This window comes from Streptomyces sp. NPDC015220, from assembly GCF_043079345.1.
In the GTDB taxonomy this organism is placed as follows: domain Bacteria; phylum Actinomycetota; class Actinomycetes; order Streptomycetales; family Streptomycetaceae; genus Streptomyces.
In genome coordinates, this window is record NZ_JBIBUK010000006.1 from 131037 (window position 1) to 144824 (window position 13788).

The 13788-nt window shown below is 70.9% G+C and carries 16 protein-coding genes and 2 pseudogenes; 9 read left to right on the forward strand and 9 right to left on the reverse strand.

Going from position 1 to position 13788, the window contains the following annotated elements; all coding sequences use genetic code 11:
- Positions 1–14: 14 nt before the first annotated feature.
- Complete coding sequence (locus ACF061_RS15865) at positions 15–464, reverse strand: hypothetical protein (RefSeq protein WP_392267444.1); 450 nt, start codon at positions 462–464, stop codon at positions 15–17.
- Positions 465–502: 38 nt separating this feature from the next.
- Complete coding sequence (locus ACF061_RS15870; protein ID WP_392267445.1) at positions 503–1486, reverse strand: site-specific integrase; 984 nt, start codon at positions 1484–1486, stop codon at positions 503–505.
- Positions 1487–1611: 125 nt separating this feature from the next.
- On the opposite strand from ACF061_RS15870, the gene ACF061_RS15875 reads away from it, so the two are divergent.
- From ACF061_RS15875 to ACF061_RS15885, 3 genes and pseudogenes are all read left to right on the forward strand, one after another.
- Entirely contained in the window at positions 1612–1758 is a 147-nt protein-coding gene (locus ACF061_RS15875; protein ID WP_392267446.1) for a hypothetical protein, read from the forward strand.
- The gene (locus ACF061_RS15880; protein ID WP_392267447.1) at positions 1755–2015 is read left to right on the forward strand and encodes a hypothetical protein; all 261 of its coding nucleotides are present in this window, start codon (positions 1755–1757) and stop codon (positions 2013–2015) included. Before ACF061_RS15875 ends, ACF061_RS15880 begins: the two co-directional genes overlap by 4 nt.
- Positions 1991–2627, forward strand: a pseudogene (locus ACF061_RS15885) (DDE-type integrase/transposase/recombinase); the annotation flags it as partial. The gene ACF061_RS15880 and the pseudogene ACF061_RS15885, both read left to right, overlap by 25 nt.
- Here ACF061_RS15885 and ACF061_RS15890 read toward each other — a convergent pair.
- Complete coding sequence (locus ACF061_RS15890; protein ID WP_392267448.1) at positions 2625–3344, reverse strand: hypothetical protein; 720 nt, start codon at positions 3342–3344, stop codon at positions 2625–2627. The pseudogene ACF061_RS15885 and the gene ACF061_RS15890 sit on opposite strands and share 3 nt — an antisense overlap.
- A gap of 205 nt (positions 3345–3549) precedes the next feature.
- On the opposite strand from ACF061_RS15890, the gene ACF061_RS15895 reads away from it, so the two are divergent.
- From ACF061_RS15895 to ACF061_RS15905, 3 genes are all read left to right on the forward strand, one after another.
- Positions 3550–3702 (forward strand): hypothetical protein, encoded by a 153-nt coding sequence (locus ACF061_RS15895; RefSeq protein ID WP_392267449.1) that lies wholly within the window; start codon positions 3550–3552, stop codon positions 3700–3702.
- A gap of 130 nt (positions 3703–3832) precedes the next feature.
- Entirely contained in the window at positions 3833–4042 is a 210-nt protein-coding gene (locus tag ACF061_RS15900; RefSeq protein ID WP_030339104.1) for a helix-turn-helix domain-containing protein, read from the forward strand.
- A complete protein-coding gene (locus ACF061_RS15905) occupies positions 4042–4626 on the forward strand; it encodes a Clp protease N-terminal domain-containing protein (protein WP_392267450.1) in 585 nt (194 codons plus the stop codon). Before ACF061_RS15900 ends, ACF061_RS15905 begins: the two co-directional genes overlap by 1 nt.
- 394 nt (positions 4627–5020) lie before the next feature.
- Here the strand turns inward: ACF061_RS15905 and ACF061_RS15910 are convergent, their stop codons facing one another.
- Positions 5021–6049 (reverse strand): aldo/keto reductase, encoded by a 1029-nt coding sequence (locus tag ACF061_RS15910; RefSeq protein ID WP_392267451.1) that lies wholly within the window; start codon positions 6047–6049, stop codon positions 5021–5023.
- Positions 6050–6155: 106 nt separating this feature from the next.
- On the opposite strand from ACF061_RS15910, the gene ACF061_RS15915 reads away from it, so the two are divergent.
- The gene (locus ACF061_RS15915; RefSeq protein ID WP_392267452.1) at positions 6156–7094 is read left to right on the forward strand and encodes an AraC family transcriptional regulator; all 939 of its coding nucleotides are present in this window, start codon (positions 6156–6158) and stop codon (positions 7092–7094) included.
- A 487-nt stretch (positions 7095–7581) separates the two neighbouring features.
- Here the strand turns inward: ACF061_RS15915 and ACF061_RS15920 are convergent, their stop codons facing one another.
- The 4 genes from ACF061_RS15920 to ACF061_RS15935 form a co-directional block, all read right to left on the reverse strand.
- A complete protein-coding gene (locus ACF061_RS15920; RefSeq protein ID WP_392267453.1) occupies positions 7582–7854 on the reverse strand; it encodes a hypothetical protein in 273 nt (90 codons plus the stop codon).
- Positions 7854–8087 (reverse strand): hypothetical protein, encoded by a 234-nt coding sequence (locus tag ACF061_RS15925; RefSeq protein WP_392267454.1) that lies wholly within the window; start codon positions 8085–8087, stop codon positions 7854–7856. The genes ACF061_RS15920 and ACF061_RS15925 overlap by 1 nt, the downstream gene beginning before the upstream one ends.
- 295 nt (positions 8088–8382) lie before the next feature.
- The gene (locus tag ACF061_RS15930; protein ID WP_392267455.1) at positions 8383–8790 is read right to left on the reverse strand and encodes a (2Fe-2S) ferredoxin domain-containing protein; all 408 of its coding nucleotides are present in this window, start codon (positions 8788–8790) and stop codon (positions 8383–8385) included.
- Complete coding sequence (locus tag ACF061_RS15935; RefSeq protein ID WP_392267456.1) at positions 8787–10766, reverse strand: heavy metal translocating P-type ATPase; 1980 nt, start codon at positions 10764–10766, stop codon at positions 8787–8789. The genes ACF061_RS15930 and ACF061_RS15935 overlap by 4 nt, the downstream gene beginning before the upstream one ends.
- 112 nt (positions 10767–10878) lie before the next feature.
- Here ACF061_RS15935 and ACF061_RS15940 point away from each other — a divergent pair, with 112 nt between their 5' ends.
- Together ACF061_RS15940 and ACF061_RS15945 are read left to right on the forward strand one after the other, a co-directional pair.
- Positions 10879–11283 carry an ArsR/SmtB family transcription factor gene (locus ACF061_RS15940; protein ID WP_392267457.1) on the forward strand — a complete coding sequence of 135 codons (405 nt, stop codon included), beginning with the start codon at positions 10879–10881 and terminating at the stop codon, positions 11281–11283.
- Positions 11284–11974: 691 nt separating this feature from the next.
- Complete coding sequence (locus tag ACF061_RS15945) at positions 11975–12604, forward strand: hypothetical protein (protein WP_392267458.1); 630 nt, start codon at positions 11975–11977, stop codon at positions 12602–12604.
- A 487-nt stretch (positions 12605–13091) separates the two neighbouring features.
- Here ACF061_RS15945 and ACF061_RS15950 read toward each other — a convergent pair.
- Positions 13092–13667 (reverse strand): annotated as a pseudogene (locus tag ACF061_RS15950) (DnaB-like helicase C-terminal domain-containing protein); the annotation flags it as partial.
- Between the last annotated feature and the right edge of the window lie 121 nt (positions 13668–13788).

Genomic DNA, 13788 nt, shown 5'->3' on the forward strand with positions numbered 1-13788 from the left:
TACGCGCTTCGGGCTCACAGGTCAGCCTCCGGGATCTCCAGGCTATCCAGTACGGCTGCCTGCTCGTCCCATTCGGCCAGCGCCGCCAGGACGATCTCCTGGGCCTCGTCCAGGACGTCCAGGTAGAGGTAGACCGTCTTCTCGCGACTGTGCCCGAGCAGCAGCTGCAGCTTGCGCATCGGATTGCCGATCAGCATCCGTTTGATCTGGGCCAACGTGAAGCGGCGGTCCTCGGCCATTCCCATCGCCCGGATCGTCTGACGCAGCAGCAGCCCCAGCATGTGCACTGCGAACGTGTGCCGCAGGGTGTGCGGGTGCACGGTGAAGGCGAGGCCGAAGCTCGCGCACCGTTCATTCGCCCGCCGGAACGCGGACTGCCACGTCGAGCTCTTCAGCGGCTGCCCGCCTTCCCCCAGCCACAGCCACAGCGGGCCCAGCTCGCGACCGCGCGCGTCCACCGACATCAACCGCAAGCGGTCCTCGTATCCGATGCCCTCGTAGGTCAGGCCCGCGAACGGCCCTCAACCAGCATCGCCTGCCGGGTCGAACGCACAACCCTGTGCCCGCTTGCCCAGGTGTAGCCGCCGGCCTGGCGCGTGCGCTGGACAAGCTCGTCACGCTCGATGGTGAGGTAGTGATGCAGATCGCGCACCACTCGCCGGCGCGCGTAGACCTTGCGGGCCTTCTCCCGCTTGGTCGCCGATTTGGCCAGATGGAAGGCACCCTGGCCGTGGGCCAGCGACGGAACCTCGGGTACCAGCAGGCACGATGCCTCTGTCAGTCGCATCCCCGTGCACACCAGCAGGTCCGCGAACAGTGCGTTGCGCTCGCCGTTGCGTCCCCGCCATTTCGGATCACGCCCGCCGTCCGGGAGGAAGCCGCGCAGCCCCACGTCTCGCCACAGCAGGTAGTCCTCGTACGGCAGAAAGGTGATCGGCCGGTCGCTCTGGCCCGGCTCCGCCTCGGCGTTCACCCGAACCTGGATGGGACCCTGCGGCGTCATCACCACCTTGTCGACGTACCGGAACGACGCCTCGGCCAAGAGCTCCGCGTCCAGGAACCACACCACCCACTTGTCGAGCGAGGCCAGCATCCGGTTCCAGGTGACGACCTCGATCCGTTCGTCCGGGTCCGCGGCGAAGAGTCGAGCCTGCTTGAAAGCACGCAGATCGGCCCCGGTCATCTCCCAGATCGTCTTGCCGCCCCTGCCTTCGTGGAGGAACCGGCAGACGAGCATCAGGTCCGAGCAGTATGCCTGTTGGCCGTTGGCCGAACGCACACCCCAACTCGGCAGGTCTCGGATCATCCGATTCAGACCCAAGTCGTAGGAGCCGTCCGGCCCGAGGATGAATCGCTGCCCCTCCTCCACACCGGCCCGGCGCAGGACCCCGGCTGCGTCGGCGCGGTCCACGGCTGCCAGACCCACGACGGTGCGATGCCTGTCAACCACCGCCTCGGGGACTGCTTCCTCCACGGCGTGGGACAAGCCGCTCTCCTGACTTCTGATGAGACACGTAGAGAGACCGCATAATTTCGCCGATCTCTGAGACACCCCATCATGCCGAGATAAACTACGGAAGCCAGCTCGTCTCGGTCGCCGACGGTTCCGACATGATCATGGTGACCGGCTTCAGCCTCGACGACCGGAGCGGCACCGACCCCGTCGGGCACTCGTTGCGCGAGGAGGCAGTGCCGTGGTTGATCATCGACCTGGCCCCTGACCCGCATGCCGCCCAGCCGACCGCGACGTCAGCATGAGAGTCGCAGAGCAGATGGTCACTGCCGTCGCCGGGACGCTGGTCACGGCGTACGGCGTGCACCCGGCCGCGGTGGCCCAGATCCCGGTGGGCACGGCGACCTTGAACTACATGGTGACCACCCGGTCGGGACGCCGGCACTTCGCCAAGGTCTACCTCGACCACGCCTCGGTGGCGCGGGAGCGACAAGTGGTGGAACTTATCGCGACGTCTACACCGACCGAAAAGCCCTCGTGCCCCACCGTTATGCACCCCTGACCGAGACCGGGTGCCTGCGCCTGGCCCGCTGCGTCGCGGCGGACGGCTGGCCTCTTCGCCGGGCCGCCGAACGCTCCCGGGTCTCGCCCACCACCGCCCAGCGGTGGGCCGACCGCCACCGCAAGCAGGGCAAGGCCAAGATGAGCGACCTGTCCTCCCGGCCGCACATGAGTCCGCGCCGCACCCCGACCCGCACCGATCGCCCACCTGCTGCGGCTTGTGCCCTCCACCGTTCACCGCGTGCTGACCCGGTACCGTCCGGCCCGCCTGTCCCGCCTGGACCGGGCCACCGGCCGCGTCATACGCCGCTACGAACGTGACCACCCCCGCGAACTGGTCCACGTCGACACCAAGAAGCTCGGCAACATCCCCGACGGCGGCGGACACAAGGTCCTCGGCCGGAGAGCAGACCGCAGAACCCGCTCGAACGCCGACTACAGCTACCTGCACACCGCCGGCGACAACCACTCCCGCCTGGCCTACGGCGAGATCCACACCGACGAGAGGAAGCAGACCGCCACCGGCTTCTGGACCCGGGCCCAGGCCTTCCTCACCCAGGCCGGGATCACCGTCGAACGGGTACTGACCGACAACGGCTCCTGCTACCGCTCAGCGCGGCGGCTGAGCCTGTCCGTGTGCGGAGACTGACTGACCAGGAGGAGGAGCAGCTGCCTGTGCCCGAGGTGTGCCGTCCCAGCGCCATGTGGTGAGACGAGTGTGTCCGGGTAGTTCGGCGCGTCCGGTGGCCCACAAGAGAGTGAGCCAGGGGTCCGTGGGCGACGGGGCAGCCGGAAACAGCCGGGCGAGCACCCGAGAGCACAGATCGGCAGGCGGGCTCCATGCGAGACCCAGCCCTTGTGCCAGGTCGTGCGTGTGCACCAGGGTCTCCACGATCCCCATTGCGGCGAAGCCCTCGGGGTCCGAGACGCCGAAGACGTGGTGGGCGCGGGTCCGCGGAGGCGTCGTGCGCACCATGGCGACCAGCAGCGCGCCACTCGCTTCCAGGACCTGCAGCAGGCCGGCGGGCCCCGTCTCGCGGTTCGCGTGAATGGCGTTGGCTGGGCCGCCGGGCCGCCGACTCTCCCATACGAAGGGTACGTCGCCATCCAAGGGCGGTGTTTTGGGGCCCAGTTGCGCAGCGTAGGCGAAGAGATCGTCGCTGAGGTGCTCGACGGTTTCCCAGCAGTCCCATTCCAGCGAACCGGCCTTGCCTTCCCACGCGGCTGGGGGCGCCTCGCGAAGGACTGCCACAGCGAGTTGCACGGCAAGGTCGAGGTCGTCCGCGGTGACGGGGGGCTGGGAGAAGGCGGTGTCGGCTGATCGGGACATGGCAGGACCGTACCTCGCCCGGAGGGAGCGACTCCTCCTCTTTTGAATCACCAGTGGCACCAGCTGTGGCGGGACGGCGGTCGTGAGGCTCTGGCCTCCCGTGGCCCGGCGGGTCGCGATGCCGTCTGTCGCCGCGCTGTCTTCAGGAGCTCGCCGGATATCTCGAGCAGGGGCCGGCCGTGCACGGATGGGTGGAGGACCAGGTGTGGACCGCCACTCGGGTGGCCACGCTGATCGGGACCGTGACCGGCGTACGGCCATCATCGACGAGGGGCTGCCGCGGGACCGGGCCCGCGAGGGCTTCGCGCGGCTGGCGTCCGGCGAGCACTTCGGGAAGATCGTGCCCACCGACGCCTGAGAGCTCTTGGGCTTCTTTCGACTTTTGCCGGACCTGGAGGCGGACCCCGGAGGTCACCGGGTCCACCTTTCGCGCGCCCTGGTTGTCAACCACCGTTGACGCGAAGCCGATGTCAACCTAAATTGACATCATGAGTGAGGCAACCGATCTCGCCGAGCGTGCCGGTGACCGTGATCCACGGGTCGGACTGCGGGCCGTGGCCGCGCTGCGCCGGCTGCTGGAGCAGTTGGAGGCGGTACAGGTGCGCAGTGCGCGAAACCAGGGCTGGTCGTGGCAGGAGATCGCCGCGGAGCTGGGTGTCAGTAGGCAGGCCGTGCACAAGAAGTACGGGAGGCGTTGATGTTCGAGCGGTTCACCAAGGATGCCCGGGCGGTGGTCGAGGGCGCGTTCGACTACGCGCGGGAGGGCCGGGCGGGCACCGTCGGCGCGGAGCACCTGCTGCTCGCGCTCCTCGACCGCGAGGGGAGCCGGGCGTCCTTCGCGCTGTCCGCCCTGGGGCCGGCCGGGTGCCGGGACGGGGTCCGCCGGGCCCTGCGGGAGACGGAGCGGCGCGCCGGTCTCACCCGGGCCGAGGCCGATGCGCTGGCGGGGCTGGGCATCGACGTGGGGGAGGTCGTGGCGCGGGTGGAGGAGGCGCACGGCGCCGGAGCGATGTCCGGGGGCGCCGACGGTGACCGGGCGGGCGTGCTCCGTCGCTCCGGACGGCGGCCGGGTTTCGGCCGGGACGCGAAGGGTGTGCTGAAGAGTGCCCTGCGGGTGGCCGTCGCCCGGCGTGAGCGGCACCTCGGGGATGAGCACCTGCTGCTGGCGCTCACCGTGCTGCCGGGCACGGCAGGGGAGGCGCTGGCGGACAGCGGGGTGACGTTCGAGGGAGTCACGAGGGTGTGCCCACCGGGGCACTCCGCCGGGTTGCCCGGGAGGTAAGGCCTCCCGGTGCGTGCCCGCCGGCCCGTCCGGCCCGGCGGGCCGGGGGGGGGGGGGGGGGGGGGCGCCGCCCCCCCCCCCCCCCCCCCCAGGGTCTCGCCTCCGGCCCGGTGGGTTGGAGGGCTGGCGACCAGGGAGAGGCCCTGGACTCGCAGGGCCTGCCCATTCGCTCCTCCGGCTTGGAGGGCCGAAGGAGGCGTGCGTGGTGAGGACGTTGCCCGAGGCTGCCCACCCCGTATGTGGCCGGTGGCTCAAGCGCCGGCTCTAGACGTGGGACAAGCTCTCCGAGGCGTGACGGCGTCGTCCCGTCGTCGTTGCACAGTACGACTTTCGCTGTGCCTCACACCAGCCGGGGGTGCCATGCCCAGGCAGGGCTCCGGCGCCGGAGCCGACGTCATGCCGCCGCGCGCTCGCCGGCCGGTCGGCGGCGCAGTTCGGGGCGCTGGAGGGCTGGCGGCTGGTAGGCCATGTCGAGCGTGCCGGTGTCGGTGCCGGGCGGCACGATCGCGTCGATCCGGTCCAGCACGTCGTCGGTGAGGGTGACGTCGACGCCCGCGAGCAGGTCGTCCAGGTGTTCCATGGTTCGCGGTCCGAGGAGGGCGGACGTCACGCCCGGGTGGGCGAGCACGAAGCCCATCGCGAGATGCGTGAGCGGCAGGCCGGCCTCCTCGGCCAGCGGGATGAGCTGCTCGACCACATCGAGCCGACGGTCGTCCGTGAGGTGCCGGAAGCCGTACCTCGACCGGTGCGTCGCGGCCTCCTGGCCCTTGCGGTAACGCCCCGTCAGCAGGCCGCCGCCGAGGGGCGACCAGACCAGGGTGCCCATGCCGAACTCCTGTGCCGCCGGGAGCACCTCGCGCTCGATGCCCCGGTTCAGGATCGAGTAGACCGGCTGCTCGGTGCGCGGCCGGGCCAGCCCGCGCCGCTCGGCGACCCAGTGCGCCCGGACGATGTCGGAGGCCGGCAGGGCCGACGTGCCGAAGGCGCGGATCTTGCCGGCCCGCTGCAGATCGGTGAGGGCCGCGAGGGTCTCCTCGATGTCCGTGTCGGGGTCCGGGCGGTGGATCTGGTAGATGTCCACGTAGTCGGTGTCGAGGCGGCGCAGTGAGTCCTCCAGCGCGCGCACCAGCCAGCGCCGGGACGCGCCCTGGTGGTTCGGCTCGTCGCTCATCGGGTTCCGGGCCTTGGTCGCGAGCACGACGTCGGCCCGCCGTCCCTTCAGCGCCCGGCCGACGATCTTCTCCGACTCGCCGTGCGCGTACATGTCGGCGGTGTCGACGAGATTGATGCCGGCGTCGAGCGCCCTGTGGATGATGCGGACGCAGTCGTCGTGGTCGGGGTTGCCGAGGGCGCCGAACATCATCGCGCCGAGAGCGTAGGGGCTGACCTTGATCCCGGTCCGGCCGAGGCTGCGGTAGCGCATGGTGTCTCCTTCAGGTCTTCCTGCTGTGTCGCTGACACCAGCCTGCCTGCCGGTCTCCGGACTATGAATACTTGTGCATCCTGAATTCTTGCGCGAGAGTACGGACATGGATCCCGACCGACTCTCCGAGGCACTCGACCTGGTCGAGGTGCGCAGCGTGCTGACCGGCGGCGTCGCGGCCCGCGGCGGTTGGTGGGCCCGCGGCCCGCTGGCCGATCCGGTCAAGTTCTTCGCGATGGTGAGCGGGCGCGCCCGGCTCACCACCGACGGCGTCGTCGAACCGATCGACCTCATGACGGGTGACGTGGCCATCCTCACCGGGCGCTCGTGGGTGGCCTTCGAGGCCGGCGCGGCGCCGCGCCACGAGGTCCAGCCGGAGTCGGACTTCTCCACCGCCCGCTTCGCGGGCTCGGACCCTGCCGTCGACGACGTCGTGATCGGCGGGTGCGTCAGCGTGAACGAGGCCGGGCGGACGCTCCTGCTGGAGTCGCTTCCGCCGGTGGCTCACATCCGGTCCTCCGCCGCCGGAGACGGGGACCGGCTGCTCGCCGCCCTGCTGCGGCTCTTCGACGAGGCGACCGGCGACCGGCTCGGCTCGGCCTTCGCGATCCGGCAGTACGGCCAGTTGCTCCTGCTGGAGGTGCTGCGCTGCTACGTCGACCAGACCCTCCTGCCCTCCGGCTGGCTGCGCCTGCTCGTAGACGAGCGCCTGCGCCCCGCCGTCGACCTGCTCCACGACCGCCCCGAACACGCGTGGGGGCTGGAGGAGTTGGCGCGCGCCGCCGCGATGTCCCGGACCACATTCGCGGAGCGGTTCCGCGAGGCCGCCGGTGTACCGCCGCTCACCTACCTGGGCCGGTGGCGCATGCTGCTGGCCCAGCGCGCGCTGCGGAACGGCGACGCCCGCGTCGCGGCGCTCGCCGCCGAGCTGGGCTACAGCTCGGAGAGCGCGTTCAGCACGGCCTTCAAGCGCGTTGTCGGAGAGTCGCCGCAGCGCTACCGGGCGCGCGTGCGCCAGGAGGCCGTTCCGATCGCGGGCCGGTGACGGAGATCAGCCCTGAGCGGAGCCGGCGCGCCTCGGGTACGTATCCGGGCTCAGGTCTCGGCGACGGTCGAAACGGTTCACCCGACGCCGACATCAGGAGAACTCGCGGGATGTCGCACAGTGGGCGGGAGGTTGTCACAGTCCGCGACGTCCATCTCGGACAGCACTGCTTGGAGCCGCTCCAGTGCCGCAACAGGGTCTGAGCCCTCCGCAATGTCGAGGTCGAGACGGCAGCGCCCCATGCCGCTGCCCGCGCCGGTGACCTCGCCCCGAGTTCGAACGCCACCTCCAGGCCCTCCTCGACCTCGTCACGATCGATCGGCGGCCTCCTCGCCTCCCGAGGCGCCACCCACGTCACCAACGCTTAGGAATGGCCGCGGCCAGGCGGGGCGAACGAACAGGCAACCGCAGCCCGCCGAGGCGGCGCGGCAGGCACTGCCGATGCACCAGGTGAATGAAGGTACGTCCGGTGCCCGGCATCGTATGGCTAGACCTCGATGTAGGCGACGACCGCAACAGTGCGCAGCGCGGTGACGAAGTACAGAACGCGCACCTGCTCGACGTCGTCGGTGTACTGGCGCAGTTGGGGGCCGGCAGAGGCACCGGGGATCGGCTCGCCGACGTCGGGGTCGACGGAGACGACGACCAGGGCGCGGTCCAGGGCGTGGATCTCCGCCTCGCTGGTGATGCTCTCCAGCTGCTTGGCGGCGGAGTCCGAGAAGGCGATCCGGGCGCGGCGTGGGCCATGCTGCGGGGCCATCAGGCGACGGCCGGGCGCTGGCGGGCGAGGCGGGCCAGGTGCTGCTCGCGCAGCTCCTCCCACGGGGTGCACTCCTCGACCGACGGCAGACCGTTCGCGGCGATCTCCTCCAGGACGCCGGCGAATTGGTCGGCGGTGGCCCGGGTGCGGGCGGCGTAGGCGCGTACGGCGTCGGCGGCCGCGGGGTCCAGCTGCTGCCGGGCGGTGTCGGCGGGGGCCGGCTGTTCGCTCATTGAGGGCTCCGTAAGGCGCGGAACGGGCGTGTCTCACCAAGGTATCGCCGGACCCTGGCGGGCCGAGACCACTCCGACGAAACCGGCGGCCGCGGACCCAGGACCCAGGCGGCCCGGACTGCGGCCGCGGTCAACGTCAACCACCGGCAGACCCAGCTCGCGGGGTCTGCTGGAGCGCCGAGCCGGCCGACCGCACGTCGCGCCGCTGGTCCGGAGAACGTGCGAGGGCCCTGCCGGGCCGCCAGGACCTTCGTCAGGGACATCTGCGCCCTGTGCGGTTACCGGACCGGGCGGGTCACGGTTCGACGGCTTGGCGGATGCGGCGGGATGGGCTGAAGGCGTACAGGTCGAGGACGTCGGGAGGGTCGGCCAGGCCAGGCCCGCCGGCTTCGACCCAGGCCGCGATGTCGTCTGCGGCGTCGGTGTCGTTGACCAGGCCGAGCCAGACGGGCCGTCCGCCGGCCGCGCGGCCGGCGGCGGAGGGCTGGATGACGATGACGTTGGCGTGCTCGCAGGCGTCCAGGCAGCCGGTGACGCGTACCTGGGCGATCTGTGCGAGGGCTGAGCGGAGCTGGTCGAGCTGCGCGGCGTGGTCCAGGCCGGGGATCTTGGCCGTGCCGCAGCAGCAGCCGCGGCAGACGGTGACCGTGCAGCGGGCCGCCCCCGCATTCGCGGGGGCGGTTTTGCGGCTGCGGCGGCTCACTGGCCCCTCCCGCTGCGGGCGCGGCGCCAGGCGCCGTCGGCCAGTAGGCGCAGGCCGTTGAGGCCCACGATGACGGTGGAGCCCTCATGTCCGGCGACACCGAGCGGCAGCGGTAGGGACCCGGCCAGGTCCCAGATGACCAGGCCGGTGATGAAGACCGCGGCGATGACCAGGTTCTCAACCACCAGGCGCCGGGCCCTGCGGGAGAGCGCGACAACGGTGGGGATGGTGGCCAGTTCGTCGCGGACGACGACGGCGTCGGCGGTCTCCAGCGCGAGGTCGGAGCCGGCCCTGCCCATGGCGATGCCGGTGTGGGCGGCGGCGAGTGCGGGGGCGTCGTTCACGCCGTCGCCGACCACCAGCACCTTGCGTCCGGCCTGCTCCAGTTCCTTCACGGCGGTGACCTTGTCCTGCGGGAGAAGGCCCGCGCGGACGTCACTGATGCCGACCTCACTGGCGATCCCTGCGGCGGCTCGCGGGTTGTCGCCGGTGACCAGCACCGGCGCGGTTCCGGCCAGGCTGGTGAGGGCGGTGACGGTGGCGGCGGCCTCCTCGCGCAGCCGGTCGGCGATGCCCAGCACCCCGGCCGGGGTGCCCTCGACCTCGACCAGGACGGCGGTACGGCCCTCGTCCTCGAGTCGGGTGGCGACCGCGACGGCCGGATGGTCGCGGCCGTTGAGCAGCCGGGCCGGGCTGCCGACCGCGACTGCCTTGCCGTCGACGGTGGCCGTTACGCCGGTGCCGGGGGCGGAGGTGAAGTCCTCCACCGCGGGGATGTCCAGGTCGGCCGCGCGGGCGGCGTCCACGATCGAGCGGGCCAGCGGGTGCTCGCTGGGGTGCTCGGCCGCCGCCGCGAGACGCAGCAGCTCCTCCTCGCTGAGGCCGGAGGCGGCCAGCGGGCGGATGTCGGTCACGCGCGGGGCGCCCTCGGTCAGCGTGCCGGTCTTGTCGAGGGCCACCGCGTCGATCTGGCCGAGCTGTTCCATCACCACGGCGGACTTCACCAGGACGCCGTGGCGCCCGGCGTTGGCGATGGCGGACAGCAGCGGCGGCATGGTGGCCAGCACCACCGCACACGGCGAGGCGACGATCATGAACGTCATCGCCCGCAGCAGGGTGGGCTGCAGCGCGGCGCCGAACAGCAGCGGCAGCACGAACAGAGCGACTGTCGCGGCCACCATCCCGATCGAATACCGCTGCTCGACCTTCTCGATGAACAGCTGGGTCGGCGCCTTGGTCTCGGAGGCCTCTTCCACCATGGCCACGATCCGGGCGATCACCGAATCAGAGGGGTCGCGCTCGACCTTCACCCGCAGCGCGCCGGTGCCGTTCAGCGTGCCGGCGAACACCTCGTCGCCCTCCTGCTTGGCCACGGGCAGCGGCTCACCGGTGATGGTGGCCTGGTCCACGTCGCTCGCGCCGTCCAGGACGCGGCCGTCGGCGCCGATCCGCTCACCGGGCCGCACCAGGATGACCTCGCCTACGGCCAGCCGCTCGGTGGGGACCGTCTCCTCGGTGCCGTCGTCCAGCAGGCGGGTCGCGGTGGTGGGGGCGAGGTCGAGCAGGCCGCGCACCGAGTCGGCGGTGCGGGCGGTGGCGATCGCCTCCAGCGCGCCGGAGGTGGCGAAGATGACGATCAGCAGCGCGCCGTCCAGGACCTGCCCGATCGCCGCCGCCCCCAGCGCCGCAACGACCATCAGTAGGTCCACATCCAGCGTCTTCTCCCGCAGCGCCTGCAATCCGGCCCAGCCGGGCTCCCATCCGCCGGTGGCGTAGGCGAGGGCGAACAGCGGCCCCCACGTCCACGTCGGCGCCCCGAGGAGGTAGAGCGGCAGCGCGATCAGGAACAGCACCAGGGCGGCTGCCGCCCAGCGGGCTTCGGGCAGCGCGAAGATCCGGGTGCGGCGCCTGGGCGCGACCGCGCCACGCACGGCCGCTCCGCCGGAGAGCGCCGGACGGGTGAGGGTGGAAGACATCGAAACAGGGGTCCTTCGCGCAGACGTGAGCGGACAGCGTCCAACCCCACCACCATAACAGGAACGCATGAACATTGATTCATATGTTCATAGGGAGGCCTACCCTGGGTGTATGGGTCATGGAGCCAAACCGCCGGCCGACGGCGTTGTGCGCACGCGCTTGGACGCAGCCAGTGCCGCCCGGGTGGCCACCACCCTGCAGGCCCTGGCCACCCCGTCCCGGCTGCTGATCCTCGCCCGGCTGCGTGAGGGGCCGCTGCCGGCGACTGAGCTGGCCGCCGAGGTCGGCATGGAGCAGTCCGCCTGTTCCCACCAACTGCGCCTGCTGCGCGATCTCGGGCTGGTCGCCGGAACCCGTCAGGGCCGCTCGGTCGTCTACGCGCTCTACGACAATCACGTGGCCGCGCTGTTAGATCAGGCTCTGTACCACGTCGAGCACCTGCGCCTGGGCCTGACCGACACCCCTGCCGGCGGCGGGACGGCTGCGGACGAAGCCGCGGACGCCGCGGCACGCTGAGCCGCGCGTCAGCGAGAAGTGCGGCAGACAGCCAGAACCGGCAGCAGCAACGTGATCAGCAGTGCGGGCGCGGCGTAGCCCCAGCCGAGGGTGACGGTGGCGGCGATCAAGGCGACGAGCAGCGGGCCGTAGGCATCGCCGAGTTCACGGCCGGGTTCGGCCGCCCCCCATGGTCTGCCCGATCCCTCCCCCGGGGGTGGCAGCGGCGAGCGCGGCGAACCCCAGAGGAGTGATCACCCCGGTCCCCGCACCGATCAGGACGGCCGCGAGCAGCAGGCCCGCCACCACAGAACGGCTGCGGCCAAGCCGCACGCGGTCAGGGCAAGCCCTACGAACAGGCCGCACCGGGCGCTCAGCCACCTGGCGGCCCTCAGAACATACGGCAGGGCTCATGTCAAGCAGTGACTCGCCGGCATTTCCCGGCGGCCCATCGCCACAGTGGGTGAGCGTGCGTCAGGAGATCACCCGCAAGGGCTAACGGCCACTCAATCAGCCATAAATAATGTGATTTTGACAGTTACTCAGGTTCGCGTGGGGCTACGCATTGGAGCTCCGTATACCCGTTCAGCCCCTTGGATCCGGAGACCCCGATTTGCTCGACATGACAGCGATAGGGGGCGTTAGTACGTTCAATCACGCACCGGCTGTCATAGCGGGCGCTTCTCGGAGTCTCAGAAGGAGAGCAAGCGACATGATCATGACCCGTTCCCACGCGATCGCCACGGCCGTCGCGGCCGCCGCGGCACTGACCGCGACCGGCATCACCTACGCCACCGCCGCTCCCGTCTCCGCCCCCCAGACTCAGTTGGCCCCGGCTTCCGTCCCCGCCCAAGCCCTGGACGGAGGCACCGGCGGCAAGGGCAACGAAGGCAGAGGCAACGAAGGCAGGGGCAACGAAGGCAGAGGCAACGAGCGCGAGGGCGAGCGCCATCACGAGGAGGGCAGGGTCCACATCAACGAGCGGGACTTCTCCGGCCGCCCCGACGGCTGCATCACCGTCGTCAGCGGACTCGGCGCCAAGAGCTTCAACATCCGCAACGACAGTCGCAACACCGTCGAGGTCTTCCGCGGGGCCGTGTGCGACAACGGGGCCCCCATCGCCACCGTCGGCCCCCGCAGCGAGGCCAACAACGTCTGCCCGGGCAAGATCAGGGACGAGGACCAGGACGAGAACTGTGAGAAGGACGAGCACGAGAAGGGCGAGCACCACGAGAAGGTGGAGGACGGCGTGAAGGTCAAGCACGGAGTCATCGCCAGCTTCCGCGTCGTCAAGCGCCACCACAACGAGAAGGGCGAGGGCGGTGAATTCGGCGACTACTGAAGCCCGCAACCGCCTTATGCGCATGTTGGAGAACCCCGGCCTGCCGTAATCAGGCCGGCGCCCTCCTGACAGACGCACAACCAGAATCCCGGCCCGCCGTAATCGGGCCGGGATTCTCGTCTGGACCCAGGCCCAAGGACATCCCTTCCCGGAACACCCACACCAGGCCACTGCCCGACAGATCACACGCCTGCTACGCCATCCTTACCCCAGCAACGACCACCAGTCCATCTCCCACGGCATAACCGCACCCCTTGTTCCGCCGTCAGCCAGCTGGTACGGGCGTCGAAAGTGTCAGGATGCCCGGCATCCACACCTGCATGCCCAGCAGCTCGGCGAACGCGGCGGCAGCACCAGACACATCGGGGTCACGCTGCTGCAACCCGAAACCAGCGGCGGAAGCCGGCGTCGGCGACGCCCGCGACACCACTGGCAGGTGGCGCCACCCCGCACGTCTGCACTGGACCCGCCCCGACCTCTCAGCCGCTTACACCCCCTGGTCGCCACCGCATTGACGGCGGTACGAGCGCGGATGCCGGAAGGGAGCCGCCCCGGTTCTCCACCACAACCGGCTCCGGCAGCACCGGCAGCCCAGCCGGCAGGAGGATGTCCCTGTCCTTGCCGAGGGTGGCGCCGTCGACGGGCTCCGGGTGGCGGCCGCGGCCATCACCGCTGCATGGTCGGCCAGCGAGGTAACGAGAACCTCGTCGCCGCCGAGAAGCCGGAGAATCCGACGGATCTGCGACCGCGCCGCCTCTACGGGGACGGACCCGGTGATGGCAGGCATGTCGGGCCCGATGGTCGACGTCAGGGCGCTGGTCCCCACCTGGGTGGACAGGGCCGGTGTCAGGCCGGGCAGGTGTCCGGCGAGTCGGCTCCAGTCCTCGTCGGTGCAGATGCCGCAGGGCATGTCGCGCAGGGGGACGCGGGCTTCGGCGGACAGGCTGCGCATGCCGACTTGGTGCTGGCCGGCTTCGAGGGTGAACGAGGCGCTGGGCAGGCGGTGTTCGATGCTCGCTGAGCGCAGGAAGACCAGGGCGAGGGTGGAGGTTCCCATGGTCGGACGGGCGGCGAAAGCCCCTCAGTCTGCGGCGTCGTGACCATGCTGATGCTGGACATCCCGGCTGTGCGCACGCTGCCCACCGCCGCAGCCCGCGCCCTCGGCCTTCTGTCCGGCCGCGTCG

Bases quoted from the DNA above. Each gene is read 5' to 3' on its own strand.
- ACF061_RS15865 (WP_392267444.1), bottom strand. From the start codon at position 464: ATGTCGGTGGACGCGCGCGGTCGCGAGCTGGGCCCGCTGTGGCTGTGG.
- ACF061_RS15875 (WP_392267446.1), top strand. From the start codon at position 1,612: ATGATCATGGTGACCGGCTTCAGCCTCGACGACCGGAGCGGCACCGAC.
- ACF061_RS15880 (WP_392267447.1), top strand. From the start codon at position 1,755: ATGAGAGTCGCAGAGCAGATGGTCACTGCCGTCGCCGGGACGCTGGTC.
- ACF061_RS15890 (WP_392267448.1), bottom strand. From the start codon at position 3,344: ATGTCCCGATCAGCCGACACCGCCTTCTCCCAGCCCCCCGTCACCGCG.
- ACF061_RS15900 (WP_030339104.1), top strand. From the start codon at position 3,833: ATGAGTGAGGCAACCGATCTCGCCGAGCGTGCCGGTGACCGTGATCCA.
- ACF061_RS15905 (WP_392267450.1), top strand. From the start codon at position 4,042: ATGTTCGAGCGGTTCACCAAGGATGCCCGGGCGGTGGTCGAGGGCGCG.
- ACF061_RS15910 (WP_392267451.1), bottom strand. From the start codon at position 6,049: ATGCGCTACCGCAGCCTCGGCCGGACCGGGATCAAGGTCAGCCCCTAC.
- ACF061_RS15915 (WP_392267452.1), top strand. From the start codon at position 6,156: ATGGATCCCGACCGACTCTCCGAGGCACTCGACCTGGTCGAGGTGCGC.
- ACF061_RS15920 (WP_392267453.1), bottom strand. From the start codon at position 7,854: ATGGCCCCGCAGCATGGCCCACGCCGCGCCCGGATCGCCTTCTCGGAC.
- ACF061_RS15925 (WP_392267454.1), bottom strand. From the start codon at position 8,087: ATGAGCGAACAGCCGGCCCCCGCCGACACCGCCCGGCAGCAGCTGGAC.
- ACF061_RS15935 (WP_392267456.1), bottom strand. From the start codon at position 10,766: ATGTCTTCCACCCTCACCCGTCCGGCGCTCTCCGGCGGAGCGGCCGTG.
- ACF061_RS15940 (WP_392267457.1), top strand. From the start codon at position 10,879: ATGGGTCATGGAGCCAAACCGCCGGCCGACGGCGTTGTGCGCACGCGC.
- ACF061_RS15945 (WP_392267458.1), top strand. From the start codon at position 11,975: ATGATCATGACCCGTTCCCACGCGATCGCCACGGCCGTCGCGGCCGCC.